This is a genomic window from Streptomyces sp. NPDC058701, from assembly GCF_042715295.1.
Lineage (GTDB): Bacteria > Actinomycetota > Actinomycetes > Streptomycetales > Streptomycetaceae > Streptomyces.
In genome coordinates this window covers 375,341-396,856 of sequence record NZ_JBHXSY010000001.1, presented here as the reverse complement: position 1 = coordinate 396,856, position 21,516 = coordinate 375,341, and the positions used below count along the sequence as shown (strand labels likewise).

The 21,516-nt window shown below is 71.7% G+C and carries 16 protein-coding genes; 8 read left to right on the top strand and 8 right to left on the bottom strand.

Annotation, left to right across the window (positions count from 1 at the left end):
* Nucleotides 1-65 precede the first annotated feature (65 nt).
* Nucleotides 66-533 carry an RDD family protein gene (locus ACFWW8_RS01820; RefSeq protein ID WP_383922085.1) on the bottom strand — a complete coding sequence of 156 codons (468 nt, stop codon included), beginning with the start codon at nucleotides 531-533 and terminating at the stop codon, nucleotides 66-68.
* A gap of 185 nt (nucleotides 534-718) precedes the next feature.
* Between ACFWW8_RS01820 and glnA the strand changes: the two genes are divergently transcribed.
* Complete coding sequence (glnA, locus tag ACFWW8_RS01815; protein WP_267720807.1) at nucleotides 719-2,128, top strand: type I glutamate--ammonia ligase; 1,410 nt, start codon at nucleotides 719-721, stop codon at nucleotides 2,126-2,128.
* Between the two features lie 270 nt (nucleotides 2,129-2,398).
* Nucleotides 2,399-2,989 carry a hypothetical protein gene (locus ACFWW8_RS01810; protein ID WP_386522181.1) on the top strand — a complete coding sequence of 197 codons (591 nt, stop codon included), beginning with the start codon at nucleotides 2,399-2,401 and terminating at the stop codon, nucleotides 2,987-2,989.
* Nucleotides 2,990-2,991: 2 nt separating this feature from the next.
* On the opposite strand, the gene ACFWW8_RS01805 is transcribed toward ACFWW8_RS01810, so the two are convergent.
* A complete protein-coding gene (locus ACFWW8_RS01805) occupies nucleotides 2,992-3,645 on the bottom strand; it encodes a TetR/AcrR family transcriptional regulator (protein ID WP_386522178.1) in 654 nt (217 codons plus the stop codon).
* 86 nt (nucleotides 3,646-3,731) lie between these two features.
* On the opposite strand from ACFWW8_RS01805, the gene ACFWW8_RS01800 reads away from it, so the two are divergent.
* On the top strand, nucleotides 3,732-4,502 hold the full coding sequence (locus tag ACFWW8_RS01800) for an SDR family NAD(P)-dependent oxidoreductase (RefSeq protein WP_386522175.1): 771 nt from the start codon (nucleotides 3,732-3,734) through the stop codon (nucleotides 4,500-4,502).
* A gap of 11 nt (nucleotides 4,503-4,513) precedes the next feature.
* On the opposite strand, the gene ACFWW8_RS01795 is transcribed toward ACFWW8_RS01800, so the two are convergent.
* The 6 genes from ACFWW8_RS01795 to ACFWW8_RS01770 form a co-directional block, all read right to left on the bottom strand.
* Nucleotides 4,514-5,032, bottom strand: a complete 519-nt coding sequence (locus tag ACFWW8_RS01795) for a DUF4240 domain-containing protein (RefSeq protein WP_386522174.1) — start codon at nucleotides 5,030-5,032, stop codon at nucleotides 4,514-4,516.
* Between the two features lie 136 nt (nucleotides 5,033-5,168).
* Nucleotides 5,169-7,853 carry a pyruvate dehydrogenase (acetyl-transferring), homodimeric type gene (gene aceE / locus ACFWW8_RS01790; protein WP_386522173.1) on the bottom strand — a complete coding sequence of 895 codons (2,685 nt, stop codon included), beginning with the start codon at nucleotides 7,851-7,853 and terminating at the stop codon, nucleotides 5,169-5,171.
* 230 nt (nucleotides 7,854-8,083) lie between these two features.
* Nucleotides 8,084-8,707, bottom strand: a complete 624-nt coding sequence (locus tag ACFWW8_RS01785) for a GntR family transcriptional regulator (RefSeq protein ID WP_386522246.1) — start codon at nucleotides 8,705-8,707, stop codon at nucleotides 8,084-8,086.
* Nucleotides 8,708-9,115: 408 nt separating this feature from the next.
* Complete coding sequence (gene sucB, locus ACFWW8_RS01780) at nucleotides 9,116-10,975, bottom strand: 2-oxoglutarate dehydrogenase, E2 component, dihydrolipoamide succinyltransferase (RefSeq protein ID WP_386522170.1); 1,860 nt, start codon at nucleotides 10,973-10,975, stop codon at nucleotides 9,116-9,118.
* 54 nt (nucleotides 10,976-11,029) lie between these two features.
* Nucleotides 11,030-12,418, bottom strand: a complete 1,389-nt coding sequence (gene lpdA, locus ACFWW8_RS01775; protein WP_383922106.1) for a dihydrolipoyl dehydrogenase — start codon at nucleotides 12,416-12,418, stop codon at nucleotides 11,030-11,032.
* A gap of 310 nt (nucleotides 12,419-12,728) precedes the next feature.
* On the bottom strand, nucleotides 12,729-14,258 hold the full coding sequence (locus ACFWW8_RS01770) for a leucyl aminopeptidase (protein ID WP_386522167.1): 1,530 nt from the start codon (nucleotides 14,256-14,258) through the stop codon (nucleotides 12,729-12,731).
* A 345-nt stretch (nucleotides 14,259-14,603) separates the two neighbouring features.
* On the opposite strand from ACFWW8_RS01770, the gene ACFWW8_RS01765 reads away from it, so the two are divergent.
* From ACFWW8_RS01765 to ACFWW8_RS01745, 5 genes are all read left to right on the top strand, one after another.
* Complete coding sequence (locus tag ACFWW8_RS01765; RefSeq protein WP_386522164.1) at nucleotides 14,604-16,631, top strand: hypothetical protein; 2,028 nt, start codon at nucleotides 14,604-14,606, stop codon at nucleotides 16,629-16,631.
* Nucleotides 16,632-16,721: 90 nt separating this feature from the next.
* Nucleotides 16,722-18,236 (top strand): GT4 family glycosyltransferase PelF, encoded by a 1,515-nt coding sequence (gene pelF / locus ACFWW8_RS01760; protein ID WP_386522162.1) that lies wholly within the window; start codon nucleotides 16,722-16,724, stop codon nucleotides 18,234-18,236.
* On the top strand, nucleotides 18,233-19,870 hold the full coding sequence (locus tag ACFWW8_RS01755; protein ID WP_386522160.1) for a hypothetical protein: 1,638 nt from the start codon (nucleotides 18,233-18,235) through the stop codon (nucleotides 19,868-19,870). Before pelF ends, ACFWW8_RS01755 begins: the two co-directional genes overlap by 4 nt.
* Nucleotides 19,871-19,968: 98 nt before the next feature.
* On the top strand, nucleotides 19,969-20,628 hold the full coding sequence (locus ACFWW8_RS01750) for a spherulation-specific family 4 protein (RefSeq protein ID WP_386522244.1): 660 nt from the start codon (nucleotides 19,969-19,971) through the stop codon (nucleotides 20,626-20,628).
* Complete coding sequence (locus ACFWW8_RS01745; protein ID WP_386522158.1) at nucleotides 20,625-21,464, top strand: endo alpha-1,4 polygalactosaminidase; 840 nt, start codon at nucleotides 20,625-20,627, stop codon at nucleotides 21,462-21,464. The genes ACFWW8_RS01750 and ACFWW8_RS01745 overlap by 4 nt, the downstream gene beginning before the upstream one ends.
* The last annotated feature ends 52 nt before the right edge of the window (nucleotides 21,465-21,516 follow it).

Here is a 21,516-nt window from a genome sequence, read left to right as displayed (position 1 = left end):
CCCCCGGACCGACCGGTCCGGGGGCGCCCCCGTGTCGTATGTGCAGGCCGGTGCCGGTGCCGTGCTTACAGGCGGACCTGGACGGCGCGGGCCAGCCGGTCGTGCAGGCCGCGGCCGTCGCGGTCCCAGATGACCGCCGGGACGACCAGGGCCAGGAGCAGCGTGCGGATCAGCACCCGGCCGAAGCCGAGGCGGCCGCCGTCCTCCGCGATCACCCGGAGGCCCATGATCCGCTTACCGGGGGTGAAGCCCACGGTGCCGACGGTCAGGACGGCGAGGGCCACGAAGAGCCCCAGGGTCCAGTTGCCCGCCGCGGCCAGGTCGCCGCCCGTGATCAGCCCGTACGCAATCAGCTGGCAGCCGATCCAGTCGATGGCCACGGCGCCCAGCCGGCGCCCGAACCGGGCCACGGAGCCGGGCCCCTCCTGGGGGAGGCCGAGCCGCTGACCCGGGTAGCCGAAGTCGACGCCCATGTCCTCGGCGGCCGCGCGGGGGCCGGAGAGCCACGATCCGATTGCTTGCCTGTTGTCCACCCGAACACGGTACCCGTGCGGCTCCACGGCGCTGCCGCGGGACCCTGGTTAACTTGTGCGAAACAAATGGGTCATGCTTGAGAAATCCCGTCTGCTTATGGTCGGGTCAGCGTGCGACACCGCACTGACGCACCACGAGCTATAAAACCCGTCCCTGCCCCGGGGCCGGGAGTAGGAGGAGTTGGATGTTCCAGAACGCCGACGAAGTGAAGCAGTACATCGAGGAGAACGACGTCAAGTTCGTTGACGTCCGCTTCTGCGACCTGCCTGGTGTGATGCAGCACTTCACCATCCCGGGGCGCGCGTTCGACCCGAACGAGGAGCTGGCCTTCGACGGCTCCTCGATCCGCGGCTTCCAGGCGATCCACGAGTCCGACATGGCGCTGCGCGCCGACATCTCCACCGCGCGCCTGGACCCGTTCCGCAAGGACAAGACGCTCAACATCAACTTCTTCATCCACGACCCGATCACGGGCGAGGCCTACAGCCGCGACCCGCGGAACATCGCGAAGAAGGCGGAGGCGTACCTCGCCTCCACCGGCATCGCCGACACCGCGTACTTCGGCCCCGAGGCCGAGTTCTACGTGTTCGACAGCGTGCGCTTCGCGACCACCGCGAACGAGAGCTTCTACCACATCGACTCCGAGGCCGGCGCCTGGAACACCGGCTCCGAGGAGAACAACCGCGGCTACAAGGTCCGCTACAAGGGCGGCTACTTCCCCGTCGCCCCGGTCGACCACTTCGCCGACCTGCGCGCCGAGATCTCCCTCGAGCTGGACGCCCAGGGCCTCCAGGTCGAGCGCCAGCACCACGAGGTCGGCACCGGTGGCCAGGCCGAGATCAACTACAAGTTCAACACGCTGCTCGCCGCGGCCGACGACCTGATGCTCTTCAAGTACATCGTGAAGAACGTCGCCTGGCGCAACGGCAAGACCGCGACCTTCATGCCGAAGCCGATCTTCGGCGACAACGGCTCGGGCATGCACGTGCACCAGTCGCTGTGGGCCAACGGCGACCCGCTGTTCTACGACGAGACCGGCTACGCCGGTCTCTCGGACACCGCCCGCTACTACATCGGCGGCATCCTCAAGCACGCCCCGTCGCTGCTGGCCTTCACCAACCCGACGGTGAACTCCTACCACCGCCTGGTGCCGGGCTTCGAGGCGCCGGTCAACATGGTGTACTCGCAGCGCAACCGCTCCGCCGCGATGCGCATCCCGATCACGGGCTCGAACCCCAAGGCCAAGCGCGTCGAGTTCCGCGCCCCGGACCCGTCGTCCAACCCGTACCTCGCCTTCGCGGCGCTGCTGCTCGCGGGCCTCGACGGAGTCAAGAACAAGATCGAGCCGATGGAGCCGATCGACAAGGACCTCTACGAGCTCTCGCCCGACGAGCACGCGAGCGTCCCGCAGGTCCCGACCAGCCTGGAGGACGTCCTCAAGGCCCTGGAGGCCGACCACGAGTACCTCCTGGCCGGCGGCGTCTTCACCCCGGACCTGATCGAGACGTGGATCGACTACAAGCGCACGCACGAGATCGCCCCGATCGCGCAGCGCCCGCACCCGCACGAGTTCGAGCTGTACTTCGACCTCTAAGCCGCACCGTTCCACGCGAAGGCCGCCACCCCGCTCGGGGGTGGCGGCCTTCGCCGTGTCCGACATCCCGCGCGGGTGATCCTGCCTGGTGAGAGGCCCTGCGGGGGCTGTGCGCGGCCGGACCCGCGGGCTGTTCGCTTTGACAGGGCGGCGGGTCAGGGTGAGGGTGGAAAGGACCTAAACGCCCGATAAGCGAGACATGTGCGGAGGTGCATGATAATGCGCCGTAGGATCGTTGCGGCAGCCATGGCAGGGGCCGCGGGAGTCGCGATGGGTGTGCTGCCCCTCGCCAGCGCCTCGGCTTCGACCATCACCGGTGGTGGTGGCAGGGGTGGGGACGGGGGCTACGACTGCTACCGGTATCCCTCGAACCGCTCGGACGCCCGCTGGGACGTCTGTTGCAACCACGACTGGCGCGACCGGCCCAGCTGGTGCTGGGACCAGGGCGGCGTCGGCGGGTACAACGACAACTGGCGCGACTCGAACTGGCGGGACTCGCACTGGAACGACTCCAACTGGCGCGACGACGCGAACTGGAACTCGGGTCGGCACGACTCCGGCTGGCGCGACAACGGCAACTGGAACCACGACGGCGGGAACTGGAACAACGACCGCGGCGACTGGAACGGCGGTGGCGGCGGTAACGGGAACAACGACGGCGGCAACTGGAACGGCGGCGGCGGCCACGGCGACTGGAACAACGGCGGCGGGGGCGGCGGCGGCGGTAACTGGAACGGCGGCGGCGGGGGCGACGGCGGCGGCGGCAACTGGAACGGCGGCGGCGGGGGCGACGGCGGCGGCGGCAACTGGAACGGCGGTGGCGACGGCGGCGGGAACGGCGGCGGTGGCGGCGGGCGCTGATCTCAGCGCAGCAGCGGCATCGCGCCCGTGAGGTCGCGCAGGCAGCGGACGGCGAGTTCGGCCGGAGAGCCGGGTCCCGAGACCGGGGCGTCGGTGGCCGACCACATCTCCAGGGAGATGCGGATCGCGTCCGTTGCCGCCGCGGCCAGCAGCCGGACCCCCAGGGCCTCGGCGCCCGGGCCGGCCAGCCGGGCCACCACGGGGACCAGCTGCTCCTCCGAGTCCTGGTTCACCCGGTACCAGACCGCCCGCAGCGCCTCGTCGGTCTCCGCAGCGCGGAGCAGACCGCGGGTGACCTCCAGGCCCTCCGCGAGGGCCTGGGGGTCGTTCAGCGAGCGGGTCACGGCCCGCTCCAGGGCCTCCCCGAGGGGAGTGCCCGGCGCCTCCTCGGAGAGCAGTGCGCGCCAGGCGTCCCCGCCGCCCGCGAGCAGCGGGGCCACCGCCTCCTGCTTGTTGCGGAAGTACCGGTAGAACGTGCGCAGGGCCACGCCCGCGCGGTGGGCGATGTCCTCGGCGGTGGTGCCGTCGGGGCCGTGCTCGGCGAAGAGTTCGCAGGCCGCGCGGGCGATGTCGAGCTGGGTGGCGGCCTTGCGGCGCTCGGTCAGCGACGGGGCTCCGGGGCCGGCCTGGGGAGAGTACGGACGAGGGGATCTCACGGGGTGAAGCGTACCCTTCACAAACGCCGTTGATTGCATTCCTTGTCACTCTGGCACAACGTGTCATCGACTCGTACGCTCACCCCATGAACCGTTACGAAGGACGTCGCGTCCTCATCACCGGCGGTGGCTCCGGCATCGGCCGGGCCACCGTCCACCGCATCCTCGCCGAGGGCGGCCGCGTGCACACCGTGGACGTCAACGCAGCCGGGCTGGGGCACACGGCGGACCAGGCCGGCGCCGACGGCCACGGGGACCGCCTCACCACCGCCGTCCTCGACATATCCGACGAGGCCGCCGTACGGGACGGGATCGCCGCCGCCGTCGCGAGCCTCGGCGGGCTCGACGTGCTGGTCAACGCGGCCGGCATCCTGCGTTCCTCGCACACCCACCAGACCACGCTCGACTTCTGGAACAAGGTCATCGCGGTCAACCTCACCGGCACCTTCCTGGTGATCCGCGAGTCGATCCCGGCGCTGCTGGCAGGCGACCAGCCGGTGGTCGTGAACTTCAGCTCCACCTCGGCGTCCTTCGCCCACCCCTACATGTCCGCCTACGCGGCCAGCAAGGGCGGCATCCAGTCCATGACCCACGCCCTGGCCGCCGAGTACAGCAAGCAGGGCCTGCGCTTCGTCGCCGTCGCGCCCGGCTCCATCGAGAGCGGCATGACCACCGGCAACGGCCCCGGTCTGCCCGAGGACACCGACTGGAGCCTGTTCACCAAGCTCGCCCCGGCCCTCGGTCGGGGCTTCGCCGGCCCGCAGACCGTGGCCGGCGTCGTCGCCATGCTCGGCTCCGAGGACGGCGCCTTCATCACCGGGACGGAGATCCGCATCGACGGAGGCACCCACTACTGAGCCCCCGCCGGTCAGCCCCTGAACCGGTCCCAGAGCCGGGGGAAGCGCTCCGCGAGCACGGCTTCGTCCTCGAAGTCCAGCGGGGAGCCCCCCGGCTCCGACGGCTGGAGCGGGACCCCCAGGTCCGGCGTGACCGACCCGGTCAGCTGCTCGTACGCCTCGTCGGCCGCGTACCCCAGTTCCTCGCCGTCGCCGTCGATCTCCTCGTCGAACTCGCCCAGCAGCTCCGCCAGCTGGTCCGGGTCGTGCACCCCGCCCTCGAAGACCTCCCGGCCCTGCCCGATGAGCCAGCAGCGGAAGTAGTCGAAGGCGTCGTCGCTCGCCCCGTCCAGCAGGACCCAGGCCGCGCCCCACAGGTCCCAGGTGTAGGCCCGGTTGTAACGGGACTCGAAGTGCCGCGCGAAGTCCACGACGGAGTCGGGATCGAGCTGCGCCAGCCGCTCCACGAGCAGGTCGGCGTGTTCCTCGGGGTCGCCCTCGGCGGCCTCGCGGGTACGGTCGACGATCTCCCAGAACTCCGTCTCGTCCATCACCGCTCCAGCATCACGGCTCCACCCCCGCGCCGCCACCGCGCATGGCGCGAAAGGCCGGTGTCCGACCCCCGGAAGGGGGTGGGACACCGGCCTTTTCACGCCACGTCGCGCCGCGGCGGTCGCTCACGCGGCCTCAGAGGCCGTAGCGCTCCCGGGCCTCCTTGACGGCGGACGCGGGCACCTCGCCGCGGCGGGCGAGCTGGGCCAGCGCGGCCACCACGATCGACTGGGCGTCGACACCGAAGTGGCGGCGGGCACCCTCACGGGTGTCGGACAGACCGAAGCCGTCCGTGCCCAGCGAGGTGTAGTCCTGCTCCACCCACTGGCTGATCTGGTCCGGAACCTGACGCATCCAGTCGGAGACGGCCAGCACCGGGCTGGTGACGCCCTCCAGCGCGCGGGTGACGTACGGGGTGCGCACCTCGCCGCGCAGCAGCGCCTCGTCGCACTCCAGCGCGTCGCGGCGCAGCTCGCCCCAGGAGGTGGCGGACCAGACGTCGGCGGCCACGTTCCAGTCGGCGGCGAGGAGCCTCTGCGCCTCCAGCACCCAGTGGATCGCCGTACCGGAGGCCATCAGCTGGACCTTCGGGGAGCCGGCGGCCGGGGCCGCCTCCGCCAGGTCGGCCGCCGTGTTGAAGCGGTACAGACCCCGCAGGATGCCTTCCTCGACGCCCTCGGGCATCGCGGGCTGCACCTTCGGCTCGTTGTACACCGTCAGGTAGTAGAAGACGTCTTCCGGCTGTTCGCCGTACATCCGGCGCAGGCCGTCCTTGACGATCACCGCGATCTCGTACGCGAAGGCCGGGTCGTAGTTGAGCGACGCCGGGTTCGTGGACGCGATCAGGTGCGAGTGGCCGTCCGCGTGCTGGAGGCCCTCGCCGGTCAGCGTGGTGCGGCCGGCGGTCGCGCCGACGATGAAGCCCTTGCCGAGCTGGTCGGCGAGCTGCCACATCTGGTCGGCGGTGCGCTGCCAGCCGAACATCGAGTAGAAGATGTAGAAGGGGATCATCGGCTCGCCGTGCGTCGCGTACGACGTGCAGGCGGCGATGAAGTCGGCCATGGCGCCGGCCTCGGTGATCCCCTCGTTGAGGATCTGGCCGTCCTTGGCTTCCTTGTAGTACATGAGCTGGTCGCGGTCGACCGGCTCGTACGTCTGGCCCAGCGGCGAGTAGATGCCGGCCGACGGGAAGAGGGACTCCATGCCGAAGGTGCGGGCCTCGTCGGGGACGATCGGCACCCAGCGCTTGCCGGTCTCCTTGTCCCGCATCAGGTCCTTGACGAGCCGGACGAAGGCCATCGTGGTGGCCATCTCCTGCTTGCCGGAGCCCTTGAGGAGCGGGGCGAAGGAACGGTCGGCGGGAGCGGGCAGCGCCACGTGCCTGACCTTGCGGGCCGGGGCCGGGCCGCCGAGCGCCGCGCGGCGCTCGTTCAGGTACCGCACCTCGGGGCTGTCCGCGCCCGGGTGGCCGTACGGGACCTGGCCGTCGGCGAAGGCGCTGTCCGGGATCGGGAGGTCGAGCTTGTCGCGCATGCTCTTGAACTCGTCGATCGTCAGCTTCTTCATCTGGTGGTTCGCGTTCTTCGACTCGAACCCGGCGCCCAGCGTGTAGCCCTTGACGGTCTGCGCGAGGATGACCGTCGGCGCACCCTTGTGCTCCAGCGCGGCCTTGTACGCGGCGTACACCTTGCGGGGCTCGTGGCCGCCGCGGGAGCTGTGGAAGCACTCGGCGATCTTCGCGTCGGAGAGCAGGCCGCCCAGCTGCACGAGCTCGGCGTTGGCGCCGAAGAAGTGCTGGCGGATGTAGGCCACGTCGCGGGTCGCGTACGTCTGGAACTGCGCGTCCGGTACCTCGCGCAGACGGCGTACGAGCGCGCCCGTGGTGTCCAGCTGGAACAGCTCGTCCCAGGCGGAGCCCCAGAGGGACTTGATGACGTTCCAGCCGGCGCCGCGGAACTGGGCTTCCAGCTCCTGGACGACGCGGAAGTTCGCGCGGACCGGACCGTCGAGGCGCTGCAGGTTGCAGTTGATGACGAAGGTCAGGTTGTCGAGCTGCTCGCGGGAGGCGAGGGCCAGGGCGGCGGTCGACTCGGGCTCGTCCATCTCGCCGTCGCCCAGGAAGGCCCAGACGTGCGAGTTCGCGGTGTCCTTGATGCTGCGGTTCTGCAGGTAGCGGTTGAAACGCGCCTGGTAGATCGCGGACAGCGGGCCGAGGCCCATGGACACCGTCGGGAACTCCCACAGCCACGGCAGACGCCGCGGGTGCGGGTAGGACGGCAGACCGTTGCCGCCGGACTCCTGGCGGAAGTTGTCGAGCTGCTGCTCGGAGATGCGGCCGTCGAGGAAGGCGCGGGCGTAGATGCCGGGGGAGGCGTGGCCCTGGATGTAGAGCTGGTCGCCCGATCCGTCGGCCTCCTTCCCGCGGAAGAAGTGCTGGAAGCCGGTCTCGTAGAGCCACGCGGCGGAGGCGAAGGTGGCGATGTGGCCGCCGACGCCGTACTTGGAGCCGCGGGTCACCATGGCGGCCGCGTTCCAGCGGTTCCAGGCGGTGATCCTGGCCTCCATCGCCTCGTCACCGGGGAACTCGGGCTCCGCGGCGGTGGGGATGGTGTTGACGTAGTCCGTCTCCAGCAGCTTCGGCAGCGCGAGGCCGGCGGCCTCGGCGTGCTGGAGCGTACGGCGGAGCAGGTATTCGGCGCGGCGCGTACCGGCGGCCTTGGCGACGGCGTCGAGGGAGGCCGCCCATTCGGCGGTCTCCTCGGTGTCGCGGTCCGGGAGCTGGTCGAGCTCGCTCGGAAGCTTTCCTACGGGGTCGGACATCGGTGTGCGCCGCCTTCCGGACAAAGGAGAGGTGGTGAAGAAATCCCTGACGGGCAGGACAGGGCTGGCGGACCTGGTTGAGGTCCGCGATGACTGTAAATCGCTGATCGATGATCGATCAAATGAATGTGGCGAAGAAATGTACATCCGACGAAAGTCGGCACCGCGTGCCAGCAAATAAGGCACGCGGTGCCGGTCAAACAGGGTCAATCCGGGCAGGTGTCGGGCCGTCAGGCGCGCGGCGCGCACCCCAGGACGTGCCGCTTCACGAGCAGGCCGATCTCCGGGTCCTGGCTGCGGAAGGCCTCGACGAGCGCCTCGTGCTCCTCGGCGTAGGACTTCTGGACCGTTCCCAGCCACCGGATGGACAGCGCCGTGAACACCTCGATGCCCAGGCTCTCCCAGGTGTGCAGCAGGACGCTGTTCCCGGCCGCCCGCACCATCTCCCGGTGGAACCCCACGGTGTGCCGCACCTGCGCGGTGCCGTCGTCGGCGCGGTCCGCCTCCCACAGGGCCGCCACGTGCGGCTCCAGGGCCGAGCAGTCCGCCGCCAGCCGGGGCGCGGCCAGCTCGGCCGCGATCTGCTCCAGGCCGGCCCGGACCGGATAGATCTCCTCCAGGTCCGCCGCCGAGAGGTTCCGTACGCGCACGCCCTTGTTCGGCGCCGACTCGATCAGCCGCAACGTCTCCAGCTCGCGCAGGGCCTCGCGCACGGGGGTCTGGCTGACCTCCAGCTCCACCGCGATCCGGCGCTCGACGATCCGCTCGCCGGGCTTCCAGCGCCCGCTGACGATCCCCTCCACGATGTGCTCGCGGATCTGCTCGCGCAGCGAGTGCACGACGGGTGGGGTGATCATCGGGACTTCATCTCCTGGTGGCTGGCAGGGTCACGCGGGGCCTGATGCGTAGACAATACGGCGGCTCGGGCCGTCGGGACGCGTTCCCGGTCGGGGCCGCCGGGTGAGGCTGGTTACAAGAGGCTCCTGATGGGCGCGCCCGGCCCCCGGCCGTGCCCGCGCCGCCGTCCGACGGGGGAGGCGGCCTCGGCGATCACCGGGCCGAGGCCCCCCGTCGGCGTCCGCCGGCCGGCTGCCATGATGCCCGGCACCACCACGACGAGATCGGTCACCCGTGCACGTGCCATGACGAGGCCCCGCGCTGTCCGTACGGATCGGCCAGGGTACGACGACGGCGCCCCCGCCCGGAGGGTGTTCCGGGCGGGGGCGCCGTACGCGCAGCGCTGCTGCGGGAGGCGTCGTGCCTTACAGGCCGAGCTCGACCTCGAACTCGCCGGCCTCGAGGATCGCCTTGACGGCCGAGAGGTACCGGGCCGCGTCCGCGCCGTCCACCAGGCGGTGGTCGTAGGACAGGGTCAGGTACGTCATGTCGCGGATGCCGATGTTGGTGCCCTCGGCGGTCTCGATGACCACCGGGCGCTTCACCGTGGCACCGATGCCCAGGATGGCGACCTGGTTCGGCGGCACGATGACCGTGTCGAACAGCGCACCGCGCGAGCCGGTGTTGCTGATGGTGAAGGTCGCGCCCGACAGCTCGTCCGGCGTGATCTTGTTGTCGCGGACCTTGGAGGCCAGGTCGGCGGTCGCCTTGGAGATGCCCGCCAGGTTGAGGTCGCCCGCACCCTTGATGACCGGGGTCATCAGGCCCTTCTCGGAGTCGACGGCGATGCCGATGTTCTCCGAGTCGAAGTAGGTGATGGTGCCCTCGGCCTCGTTGATCCGGGCGTTGACGACCGCGTGGGCCTTCAGCGCCTGGGCGGCGGCCTTGACGAAGAACGGCATCGGGGACAGCTTGACGCCCTCACGGGCGAGGAAGCCGGCCTTGGCCTTCTCGCGCAGCTTCATGATCTTGGTGATGTCCACCTCGACCACGGAGCTGAGCTGCGCCTGCGAGTGCAGGGCCTTCATCATGTTCTCGCCGATGACCTTGCGCATGCGGGTCATCTTGACCGTCTGACCGCGCAGCTCGGACACCGCGGCGGCCGGAGCCTTCGCGGCGGGAGCCGCGGCCGGCGCCGGAGCGGCGGCGGCCTTGGCGGCCTCGGCGGCGGCCAGGACGTCCTGCTTGCGGATGCGGCCACCGACACCGGTGCCCGAGACCGCGGACAGGTCGACGCCGGACTCCGTGGCGAGCTTGCGCACCAGCGGGGTCACGTACGCGCCCTCGTCACCGGCGGAGGCCGGAGCGGCGGGGGCGGCGGGCGCGACCGGAGCCGGAGCGGCCACGGGGGCCGGGGCGGCGGCCGGAGCCGCAGCCTGGACCGGGGCCGGGGCCGGAGCCGGAGCCGGAGCGGCCGCCGGGGCCGGAGCGGCCGCGGGAGCCGGAGCCGCGGGGGCGGCCGGAGCGGGAGCGGGAGCCTCGGCCGGAGCCGGAGCCGGAGCCGGAGCCGGAGCCGGAGCGGCAGCGGCCGGGGCGGCGGCGGGAGCCGCACCCGCGACACCGATGACGGCGAGACGGGCGCCGACCTCGGCGGTCTCGTCCTCGCCGACGAGGATCTCCAGCAGCGTGCCGGCGACGGGCGCGGGGATCTCGGTGTCGACCTTGTCGGTGGACACCTCGAGCAGCGGCTCGTCGGCCTCGACCGACTCGCCGACCTGCTTCAGCCAGCGGGTGACGGTGCCCTCGGTGACGGACTCGCCCAGGGCGGGGAGTACGACGTCGGTGCCCTCGGCGGAACCGCCGCCGGTGGCCGCGTCGGCGGTCGGGGCCGGAGCCTCGGAGCCGGCCGGGACCTCGGTGGACGGGGCGGCCTGCGGGGCCTCGGCAGCCGGCGCCGGAGCCTCGGCAGCGGGGGCCTCGGCGGCGGGGGCTTCGGCGGCGGGGGCCTCGGCCTCGGCCGGGGCGGCGGCCGGAGCCGCGTCGCCCGAGCCGTCGTCGATGACGGCCAGTTCGGCGCCGACCTCGACGGTCTCGTCCTCGGCCACCTTGATGGAAGCGAGGATGCCGGCGACGGGCGAGGGGATCTCGGTGTCGACCTTGTCGGTCGACACCTCGAGCAGCGGCTCGTCGGCCTCGACGCGCTCGCCCTCGGCCTTCAGCCAGCGGGTGACGGTGCCCTCGGTGACGCTCTCACCGAGCGCCGGAAGGGTTACGGAAACCGGCATGGTTTCAGTTGCTCCTAACGAATGTGCGGAAGTGGTCGTCGCGCCCGTGACGCATTAGTCGTGGGAGTGAAGCGGCTTGCCGGCCAGGGCCAGGTGGGCCTCGCCCATCGCTTCGTTCTGGGTCGGGTGCGCGTGGATGAGCTGCGCCACCTCGGCCGGCAGGGCCTCCCAGTTGTAAATGAGCTGGGCCTCGCCGACCTGCTCGCCCATCCGGTCACCGACCATGTGGACGCCGACCACGGCACCGTCCTTGACCTGGACGAGCTTGATCTCGCCCGCGGTCTTGAGGATCTTGCTCTTGCCGTTGCCCGCGAGGTTGTACTTCAGGGCCACGACCTTGTCCGCGCCGTAGATCTCCTTGGCCTTCGCCTCGGTGATGCCGACGGACGCGACCTCGGGGTGGCAGTACGTGACGCGCGGCACGCCGTCGTAGTCGATCGGGACGGTCTTGAGACCGGCCAGACGCTCCGCGACCAGGATGCCCTCGGCGAAGCCGACGTGCGCGAGCTGGAGGGTCGGGACGAGGTCGCCGACGGCCGAGATGGTCGGCACGTTGGTCTGCATGTACTCGTCGACCAGGACGTAGCCGCGGTCCATCGCGACGCCCTGCTCCTCGTAGCCCAGGCCCTGGGAGACCGGACCGCGGCCGATGGCGACCAGCAGCACCTCGGCCTCGAAGGCCTTGCCGTCGGCCAGCGTCACGCGGACGCCGTTCTCCGTGTACTCGGCCTTGTCGAAGAAGGTGCCGAGGTTGAACTTGATCCCGCGCTTGCGGAACGCGCGCTCCAGCAGCTTCGAGCTGTTCTCGTCCTCGACCGGGACGAGGTGCTTGAGGCCCTCGACGACGGTGACGTCGGTGCCGAAGGACTTCCACGCCGAGGCGAACTCGACGCCGATGACGCCGCCGCCCAGGACGATCGCGGACTCGGGCACGCGGTCCAGGACCAGCGCGTGGTCCGAGGAGATGATGCGGTTGCCGTCGATGTTCAGGCCCGGCAGCGACTTGGGCACGGAACCGGTCGCCAGGAGCACGTGGCGGCCCTGGACGCGCTGGCCGTTCACGTCGACGGAAGTCGGGGAGGAGAGGCGGCCCTCTCCTTCGATGTAGGTCACCTTGCGGGAGGCGACCAGGCCCTGCAGGCCCTTGTACAGGCCCGAGATGACCTCGTCCTTGTACTTGTGCACACCCGCGATGTCGATGCCCTCGAAGGAGGCCTTGACACCGAACTGAGCGGCTTCGCGCGCCTGGTCCGCGATCTCACCGGCGTGCAGCAGAGCCTTCGTGGGGATGCAACCGTTGTGCAGGCAGGTGCCGCCGAGCTTGTTCTTCTCGATCAGCGCAACGTCGAGACCCAGCTGGGATGCGCGGAGAGCTGCGGCGTAACCGCCACTGCCACCGCCGAGGATCACTAGGTCGAAAACGGTGCTGGCGTCGTTCGCCACGTCACGTCCTCCATGCATGTGCGCCGGGCACCGGTCCTCTGTGACCGGGCGGCGGCTGGTAATCGGCCGCTGGTTTCGTCGGCCCTGTGGTGGGGGCCCTGTCCTGCCGAGAACCCATCTTCGCATTTGTCGGGGGAACGCGGGACGCCGGGCCCACCATGTGACCGGTCGTTCTGCCCCGAGCCGCCGTTACCGGTGCGTAGAAACCTACGGATTTCGTTGTGGGCTGAACGTTGCCCGGCACACCGCGGGCCTTGACCGCATCGTCGATCAAGGCCCGGAGTGCGTCAGGTCTCACGCGCGGGCAGCGTCAGCCCAGGTCGCCCGTGGCCGTGCGCTCGGCCAGCCGCACCAGGGTGCGGACGGCCGAGCCGGTGCCGCCCTTGGGGGTGTAGCCGTGCGGGGCGCCCTCGTGGAAGGCGGGGCCCGCGATGTCGAGGTGGGCCCAGGTGATGCCCTCGCCGACGAACTCCTGGAGGAAGAGGCCGGCCACCAGGCCGCCGCCCATCCGGACGCCCATGTTGGCGATGTCCGCGGTGGGGGAGTCCATGGACTTGCGCAGGTCCGCCGGGAGCGGCATCGGCCAGGAGGCCTCGCCGACCTCTTCCGCGATCTCGTGGATCGAGGTGCGGAAGGCGTCGTCGTTCGACATGATCCCGAAGGTGCGGTCGCCCAGGGCCAGCACCATGGCGCCGGTCAGGGTCGCGACGTCGATGATCGCGTCCGGGTTGTCCTCGGAGGCCTTGGTCAGCGCGTCGCCCAGGACGAGGCGGCCCTCGGCGTCGGTGTTGAGGACCTCGACGGTCTTGCCGCTGTACATGCGCAGGACGTCACCGGGCTTGGTGGCGGAGCCGGACGGCATGTTCTCGGCGAGCGCGAGCCAGCCTGTCACGTTGACCTGGAGGCCCAGCTTGGCGGCGGCGACGACGGCGGCGAAGACGGCGGCGGCGCCGGCCATGTCGCACTTCATCGTCTCGTTGTGGCCGGCCGGCTTCAGCGAGATGCCGCCGGAGTCGTAGGTGATGCCCTTGCCGACGAAGGCCAGGCTCTTCTCCGCCTTGGCGTGGGTGTAGGTGAGCTTCACCAGGCGCGGCGGGTTCTCCGAGCCCTTGCCGACGCCCATGATGCCGCCGTAGCCACCCTTGAGCAGGGCCTTCTCGTCCAGGACCTGGACCTTGATCCCGTTCTCCTTCGCGGCCGCGGAGGCGACCGCGGCGAAGGCCTCGGGGGTGAGGTCGTTCGGCGGGGTGTTGACCAGGTCGCGGGCGACGTTGACCTCGGTCGCCACGACGGAGGCGCGCTCGGCCGCGGCCTTGTGCTCCTTGTCGCGCGGCTTGGCGCCCAGCAGGGCGATCTCGGCCAGCGGCAGCTTGGGGCCGCCGTTCTTGGCGCCCTTCTTCTCGCCGCCCTGGTAGGCGGTGAAGGCGTACGCGCCGAGCAGCGCGCCCTCGGCGACGGCGGTCACGGCGGACGCGTCGTCGAGGGGGAGCGCGAAGGCGGCCTTCTTCGAGCCGTGCAGGGCGCGGGCGGCGGCGCCGGCGGCGCGGCGCAGCACCTCCTCGTCGTACGACTCGTCCTCGTCCGGGAGGGCGCCGAGTCCGACCGCCAGCACGACCGGGACCTTGAAGCCGTCCGGGGCCGGGAGCTTGGTGATCTCCCCTTCGGCGCCCGAGGCCCCGAGCGCTTCGAGTACGGCGGCGAGCTTGCCTGCGTACGCGTTGTCCACGGCCTCGGCGCCCGCGGCGGCGAGGGGGCCCTTGGGGCCCTTCGCCACGCCGACCACGAGGGCGTCGGCGCGCAGCGTCGCCGCGCCGGCAGTGCTGAGAGTCAGAGCAGTCACGGTGGTGAGGTCTCGCTTCCGTATGTATGTGTGGGCCGAGTGGGTGGACGGCCATCCACGGCGATCGTATTCGGGCCCGGGCGCCGCCGGAAATGAGCGTACGCGCCCGCACTCGTCCGTACGCCACTCGAAGGTTTGGCAAGTTGTTCGATCAAACGGCCAAGAGGTTCACCCATCTGTGGACTCTGCTCCAGGTTTGCCTCGTAGACCTGACGAGGTCCGAAAGACTCGGCCCACTCTCGCAAGGGGACGCGGGGTTCCTTTGCATGATTTCCACAGTGCCTCCCCGGCCCGGCCGTCCGCCCAGGGCCGTTGTCGAGGGATGCCTGCGGGGGGAAGGCCGAAATGGTCAACAAGAACCGGATGAACAGGGTCGCCGCCGTCATGGCGGCGGCAGCCCTGGTCTCCGTCGTCGTACCCGCCGCGACCGCCACGGCGGCCGTGACACCGCGCATCGACCTGAAGGTGCTGGTCGTCGACGACGGCGGCACCTCCGTCGAGGCGATCACCGCGGAGCTCCGCGACACCGGAGTCCCGTTCACCCGCGTACAGCTGGGCAGCAGCGGCCGCCCGGTCATCGACGCGGCCTACCTCAGCGACACGGTCGACGGCCGTCCGCGCGCCAAGTTCCAGGGGGTGGTCCTGCCGAACGAGAACCCGTTCGGGGAGGGCTCGGCAGAGATGGCGGCGCTCGCCGCCTACGAGACGACGTACGGGATCCGCCAGGTCGACGCCTACACCTGGTCCCACCCGGGCGTGGGCCTGGAGTACACCGACAACGGCGGCTACGGCGGCGAGCTCGACGGCACCCGAGCCGCGGTCACCGCCGCCGGCAAGGCGGGACCGTTCGGCTACCTCGGCGGCCAGGTCGCCTTCGAGGACAACTCGCCCCTCGTGCCCGAGAGCTACGGGTTCATGGGCAAGCCGCGGGCCGGCTACACCAGCTACCTCGACGCACCCGTCGGCTCCGGACGGGCCTCGCTCGTCGGCGAGTACACCCACGACGGACGCAGCGAGCTGGTCGTCACCTTCGGCTACAACCAGCACCAGCAGCAGTTCCGGCTGCTGGCCCGCGGCATCGTCGAGTGGCTCACCCAGGGCGTCCACCTCGGCCAGAGCCGCAACTACTTCGCGGTCCACGTCGACGACGTCTTCGCCCCCGACGCCCGCTGGAGCAAGGAGCTCAACTGCACGCCCGGCGACTACGCCTGCCCGGGCGGGGAGGGCCAGGAGAGCACCATCCGGATGACCGCCGCGGACGCGCAGTACGCGGCCCAGTGGCAGACGTCCAAGAACTTCAAGCTCGACATGCTCTTCAACGCCGGCGCCGGCGAGGAGTGGAAGGCGGAGAACGGCGGCGTCGACGCGATGACCGCCCAACTCATCGCCGACCGGGCCAAGTTCCGCTGGATGAACCACACCTACACGCACCCGTTCCTCGGCTGCGTCCAGGACGTCACCACCTCACCCTGGACCTGCAAGAAGAACGCCCAGGGCGCCATCCAGTACATGAGCCGCGCGGAGATCTCGGCGCAGATCCGCGACAACAACAACTGGGCGGCCGCCAAGGGCATCACCACCGACCGCACCGAACTGGTCACCGGCGAGCACTCCGGCCTCAAGACCAACCCGCAGCAGCCCCAGGACAACCCCAACCTGGCCGGGGCCCTCGCCGACAACGGCGTCAAGTGGGCCGGCAGCGACAACTCCCGGGAACCCGCGCAGCGGGCCGTCGGCGCCGCCCTGACCGTCCCCCGCCACCCGATGAACGTGTACTACAACACGGGCACCAACGCGGAGATGGCCGACGAGTACAACTGGATCTACACCAGTCGCGCCCACGGCGGCAGCGGCATCTGCGAGGACAATCCCGGGACGTCCACCTGCCTCCCGGCCCCGGTCGACGCCACCACCGGCTACCTGGACTACATCGTCCCCCAGGAGGCCCGGACCGCCCTGCGCCACGTCCTCGCCAACGACCCGCGCCCGCACTACGTCCACCAGTCCAACCTCGCCGAGGACCGCACCCTCTACCCGGTGCTCGACCAGGTCCTCGACACCTACCGCACGCTCTACGCGCCCAGCGCGCCGATCGTGAACCAGAGCATGAAGGACACCGGCGTCGAACTCAGCCGCCGCGCGGCCTGGAACAAGGCGATCGCGAACAACCAGGTCACGGCCTACCGCATCGGCACGACCGTCACCGTCAAGACGCCCTCCGGCGTCTTCGCCCCGGTGACCGCGCCCAACGGCACCAAGAAGCAACTGCTCCTCGGCAGCGCCGACTTCGGCACCGCCTACGCCGGAAACCGCTCCACCTGGACCTCGCCCGAGCTGCTCCAGAGCGCCGTCACGCTCAAGCTGCCCAGCTGACCGTCCCGCAAGCCGTCACCCGCACCACCCAGCGCCGGCGCTCCCCATCCAGGGCGCCGGCCCCTTTTCCGTCCTGGGGGGACACATCGCATGAGCCATGGGCGTCATGTCACCATGCTCACCGAAGGCACCTACCCGCACGTCCACGGGGGCGTGAGCACCTGGTGCGACCAACTGGTACGGGGCATGCCGGAGGTCGATTTCAACGTCATAGCCCTGACCGGCTCCGGACGCGAGCCGGTCACCTGGGAACTCCCGCGCAACGTCTACCGCCACACCGCCGTCCCGCTCTGGGGCCCTCCCCCCGGCCGCGGCCGCCGCAAGGTCCTGCGGGGCAAGGCCCGCCGCCGCTTCACCCGGGTCTACGAAACCTTCCTGCTCTCCCTGCTCGACCCGGCCCACGGCGGATTCTCCGAGGCCCTGCGCGAACTGGCCCTGCTCGCCCGGGCCGGAAAACTCGCCCCGGCCCTGCGCTCCGAGTCCGTCCTGCGCCTCCTGATGACCGTCTGGACCCGCCCCGGCCTCACCACCGCGGAGGCCCGGCCCACCCTCCACGACGCGCTCACCGCCACCGACCTGCTGGAACACGCGCTGCGCCCGCTCTCCGTGCGGATCCCGCCCGACAGCGTCGCGCACGCCGTCAGCAGCGGCCTCGCCACCCTCCCCGCGCTCGCCGCCACGTACCTCGACGACGTGCCCTTCCTCCTCACCGAGCACGGCATCTACCTGCGCGAGCGCTACCTCGGCTACCGCACCGCCGAACAGCGCTGGCCGGTCAAGGCCCTCATGCTCGGCTTCTACCGGGAGCTCAACACCGAGGGCTACCGGCAGGCCGACCTGATCACCCCGTGCAACCAGTACAACCGCCGCTGGGAGGAGCGCGGGGGCGCCGACTCCGAGCGCATCCGCACGGTCTACAACGGCGTCGACCCGCACGCCTTCCCCGAAGCCGGTCCCGAACCGGAGGTGCCCACCCTCAGCTGGTGCGGCCGCATCGACCCGATCAAGGACCTCGAAACGCTCATCCGGGCCTACGCCTTCATGCGCGAGGAACTGCCCGCACTGCGGCTGCGCCTCTTCGGCCCGGTCCCGGCCGGCTGCGAGGGGTACCGGCTCCGGCTGGAGGAGCTCGCCTCCGAACTCGGCGTGGGCGACGGCATCAGCTACGAGGGCCGCATCGACCAGGTCGCGCGCGCGTACGCGGCCGGCTCCGTCGTCATGCTCTCCTCCATCAGCGAGGGCTTCCCCTTCAGCATCATCGAGGCCATGTCCTGCGGCCGCACCACCGTCTCCACCGACGTCGGCGGTGTCCGCGAGGCCGTCGGCGACACCGGCCTCGTCGTTCCGCCGCGCGAACCCGAGACCATGGCCCGCGCCACCCTCGCCCTGCTCCGCGACGACGAACGCCGCGCCGAGCTCGGCCGGATGGCCCGCAAGAGGGTGGTGGAGAAGTTCACCCTCCACCAGTCCGTGGACGGCTTCCGCCACATCTACCGGGAACTCGCCGGCCAGCCCGTCCTGCCCGTCCACGAGGGCGACGACTGGACCCAGCGGCTCGCCGACCCCTGGTACCGGGAACTCGCGGCCGACGGGAGCCCGTGGTGAGCGGATCCCTCTGGCTCAAGGCCCCCGGCCCGGACGGTGGCTGGGTACCCGTCGGCTCCGCCGCCCGCCCCACGCCGGGGCAGGCGGGGGGCGCCCCCGCAGCGCCGGGTACGCCCGGCGCCCCCGGTGCGCACGGCCCGCGGACCGACACCCTCCCGGCCGTCCCACGGCCGCGCCGCGGCATCCCCGCGGCCGACCCGATGGACGAACTCGCCGACCGTCTCGGCGTGTTCATCTCGGCGGCCGTGCACCCCGACGAGATCGCCGCCATCCTCGAATCCGACGGCATGACCGACGAGTACATCCGGCTCACCTACGGCCGTCCGGACTCCTTCGGTCTCGCCGAGGAGCTCTTCGCCCGGGTGCCCCGCTCCTACCCGGAACCCGCCGACCCGGCCGATCCGTGGAAGGTCTCCCTCACCGCCTGCCTGCTGCGCGGGGTGATCTTCGCCCTGCCCGGCCTGGCCTACCTGCTGGGCGCCCCCCTGCTCGACGGCCCCAGGGACCGCCTGGGCCTGCCGGCGGGGACGCTGACCCTGCTCGCCGGCGCCCTCATCGGCTGGGTCTGGGACCAGACCCTCTCCCACCGGGCCTACTCCTGGCTCGGCCTCGGCGACCGCGCCGCCGCCGGACGGACCCTGCTCGTCGGCGCCCCGGCCGGATCGCTGCTGGGCACCGCCGCCGCGCTGGCGGTGCCCGGCGGGCCGCCGTTCTCGTACGCCTTCGCCGCGGGCCAGGCCCTCTACGTCGGCGCGGCCACCGTCCTGCTCGTGCTCGGCCGGGAGCGGGTGCTGCTCGCCGCGCTCGGCCCGATGGCCGCCGGCGCGGTGCTCGCCCTCTTCGTGGACCTGCCCGTGCCGGTGCGGATGACCCTGCTCGCCGTGTCCCTCGCGGCTGCCTGCACGCTGGCCGTACGGGAACTGCCGCTCGCCGCCGGCCTGCGCGGAGCCCTGCGGCGCGTCCGCGGCTGGGCCGCGCGCCGCCCGGGCGCCGGCCCGGTGCGCTGGCAGATGCTGCGCGGCGCCGAGGAGGAGTACGCCCCGCGCGGACCCCGGCTCCGGGACTCCGTGCCGTACGGGGTCTTCGGCCTCGGCACCGGTCTGCTCGTGCTGTACGCGGCCCTCGGCGAGGTGCTCGCCGGAGGCCCGGCCGAAGCGGTCGCCGCCCCCTCGGCGGTGGCCCTCACCCTCAGCATGGGCCCCGCAGAATGGCTGCTGCACCGGTTCCGCAGCGGCAGCCTCGCCGGGCTCCGCGCGGCCCGCTCGTCCCGCGGCTTCCGGGGGCGGATGCTCGGCACCCTCACCCAGTGCCTCGCCGCCTACCTGGCGGTGCTGCTGGCCCTGGGCGTGACCGGCACCCTGCTCTGGCCCGGCGCCCCCGTCCTCACGGGCGTCCGGATCGCCACCCTGCTGCTGCTCGGCGCCGTGATGTGGACCGGGCTGCTCCTGCAGTCCTTCGGGGCGGTCCGGCCCGCCGCCGTGGTCTGCGCCTCGGCCGCAGTCGCCCAGAGCCTGGCCCTGCTGACCGGGGCCGGGCAGCCCCGGATGGTGCAGCTGGCGGTGGCCGCCACGGCGGCCGCGGCCCTGGCCGTCCTGGTCTGCCTGCTCCTCGGCCGCGCCACGGCCCACCGCTGACCCGCCCGAGCCGTCCACCTGCCCGACCGCCCGCACGCACCTTGCCCGACCGCCCGAACCCGTCCGACCGCGAGCCGTACGACGAGAAGAAGGACCCCATGCTGCTGGTGCCCCTGTACGAGCACCCCGCCGACCGCCCCGAGGACTGGGAGCGGGTCATCCGCTCCGCCGGCCGGTTGCACTCCGTCGTCCTCAACCCCGACAGCGGCCCGGGCGAGGCCCCCGACGAGCGGTTCGCCCTCGTGGCCGAGCGACTGCGCGAGGCCGGGGTCCCCGTCCTGGGGTACGCCGACACCGACTACGGGCGGCGCCCGCACGCCGCGGTGGTGCAGGACCTGCTGCGCCACCGCGACTGGTACGGCACCGACGGGGCGTTCCTCGACCAGGCCGCCTCCGGCCCCGAACTGCTCGCGCACTACGGCCGGCTCTCCGTCGCCGCCCGCGCCGCGGGCGCCCGCACCCTCGTCCTGAACCACGGGGTCCACCCGCACCCCGGCTACGCCGGACTCGCCGACCTCCTCGTCACCTTCGAGGGCCCCTGGGACGCCTACCAGGACGCCGCGGCCGTGCCGCCGTGGACCGCCGACCACCCCGCCGAACGGTTCTGCCACCTCGTGTACGCCGTCCCGCCGGGCGCGCCCGCCGCACTCGCCGGGGAACTCGCGACCGAACGCGGCGCGGGCGTGCACTGCGCGGTCCCGGGCGGCGGCGCGCACCCGTGGGGGACCCTGCCGTACGCCTTGGAGGCAGCGGGATGAACCGTTTCCCCGCGCGCCCGCGGCGGTGGCGGGCCCGCCTGCTGCCGCTCGCGGCGCTCCTGCTGCTCGCCGCGTGCACGGCCGCACCGGAGCAGGACGGCGAGGAGCCCTACCCGTGGCCCGAGCAGGCGCCGGGTGAGCGGTGGCAGCCCCGGCCGGGGGTCGGCTGGCAGTGGCAGCTCACCGGGAAGCTCGACACCTCGGTGAACGCGCCCGTGTACGACGTCGACGGATTCACCACGACCGCGGAGCAGGTCGCCGCGCTGGCGAAGGCCGGGCGCAAGACCATCTGCTACCTCTCCACCGGCGCCTGGGAGGACTTCCGGCCCGACGCGGACGCCTTCCCGAAGGAGCTGCTCGGGCGGGGCAACGGCTGGGAGGGCGAGCGCTGGCTGGACGTGCGCCGGCTGGACGTGCTGGAACCGCTGATGGCGAAGCGGTTCGACATGTGCCGGGACAAGGGCTTCGACGCGGTGGAGCCCGACAACATGGACGCCTACCGGAACACCTCCGGGTTCCCGCTCACCGCCGACCACCAGCTGGCGTACAACCGGCTGATCGCGAAGCTCGCCCACGACCGGGGCCTGGCCGTCGGCCTGAAGAACGACCTCGACCAGATCCCCCAGCTCGTCGGGGAGTTCGACTTCGCGGTCAACGAGCAGTGCGCGGAGTACCAGGAGTGCGACCGGCTGACCCCGTTCGTCGAAGCCGGGAAAGCCGTCTTCCACGTCGAGTACGAGCTGCCGGCGGGGCGCTTCTGCGCCCGCTCGCGCGAGCTGGGGCTCAGTTCGCTGGAGAAGAGGTACGACCTGGACGCGTGGCGCAAAGCCTGCTGAGGCTCCCTCTTCTTGGCGGCTCGGTTCGCCTCCGGGGCGCCGAAGCCCGGCT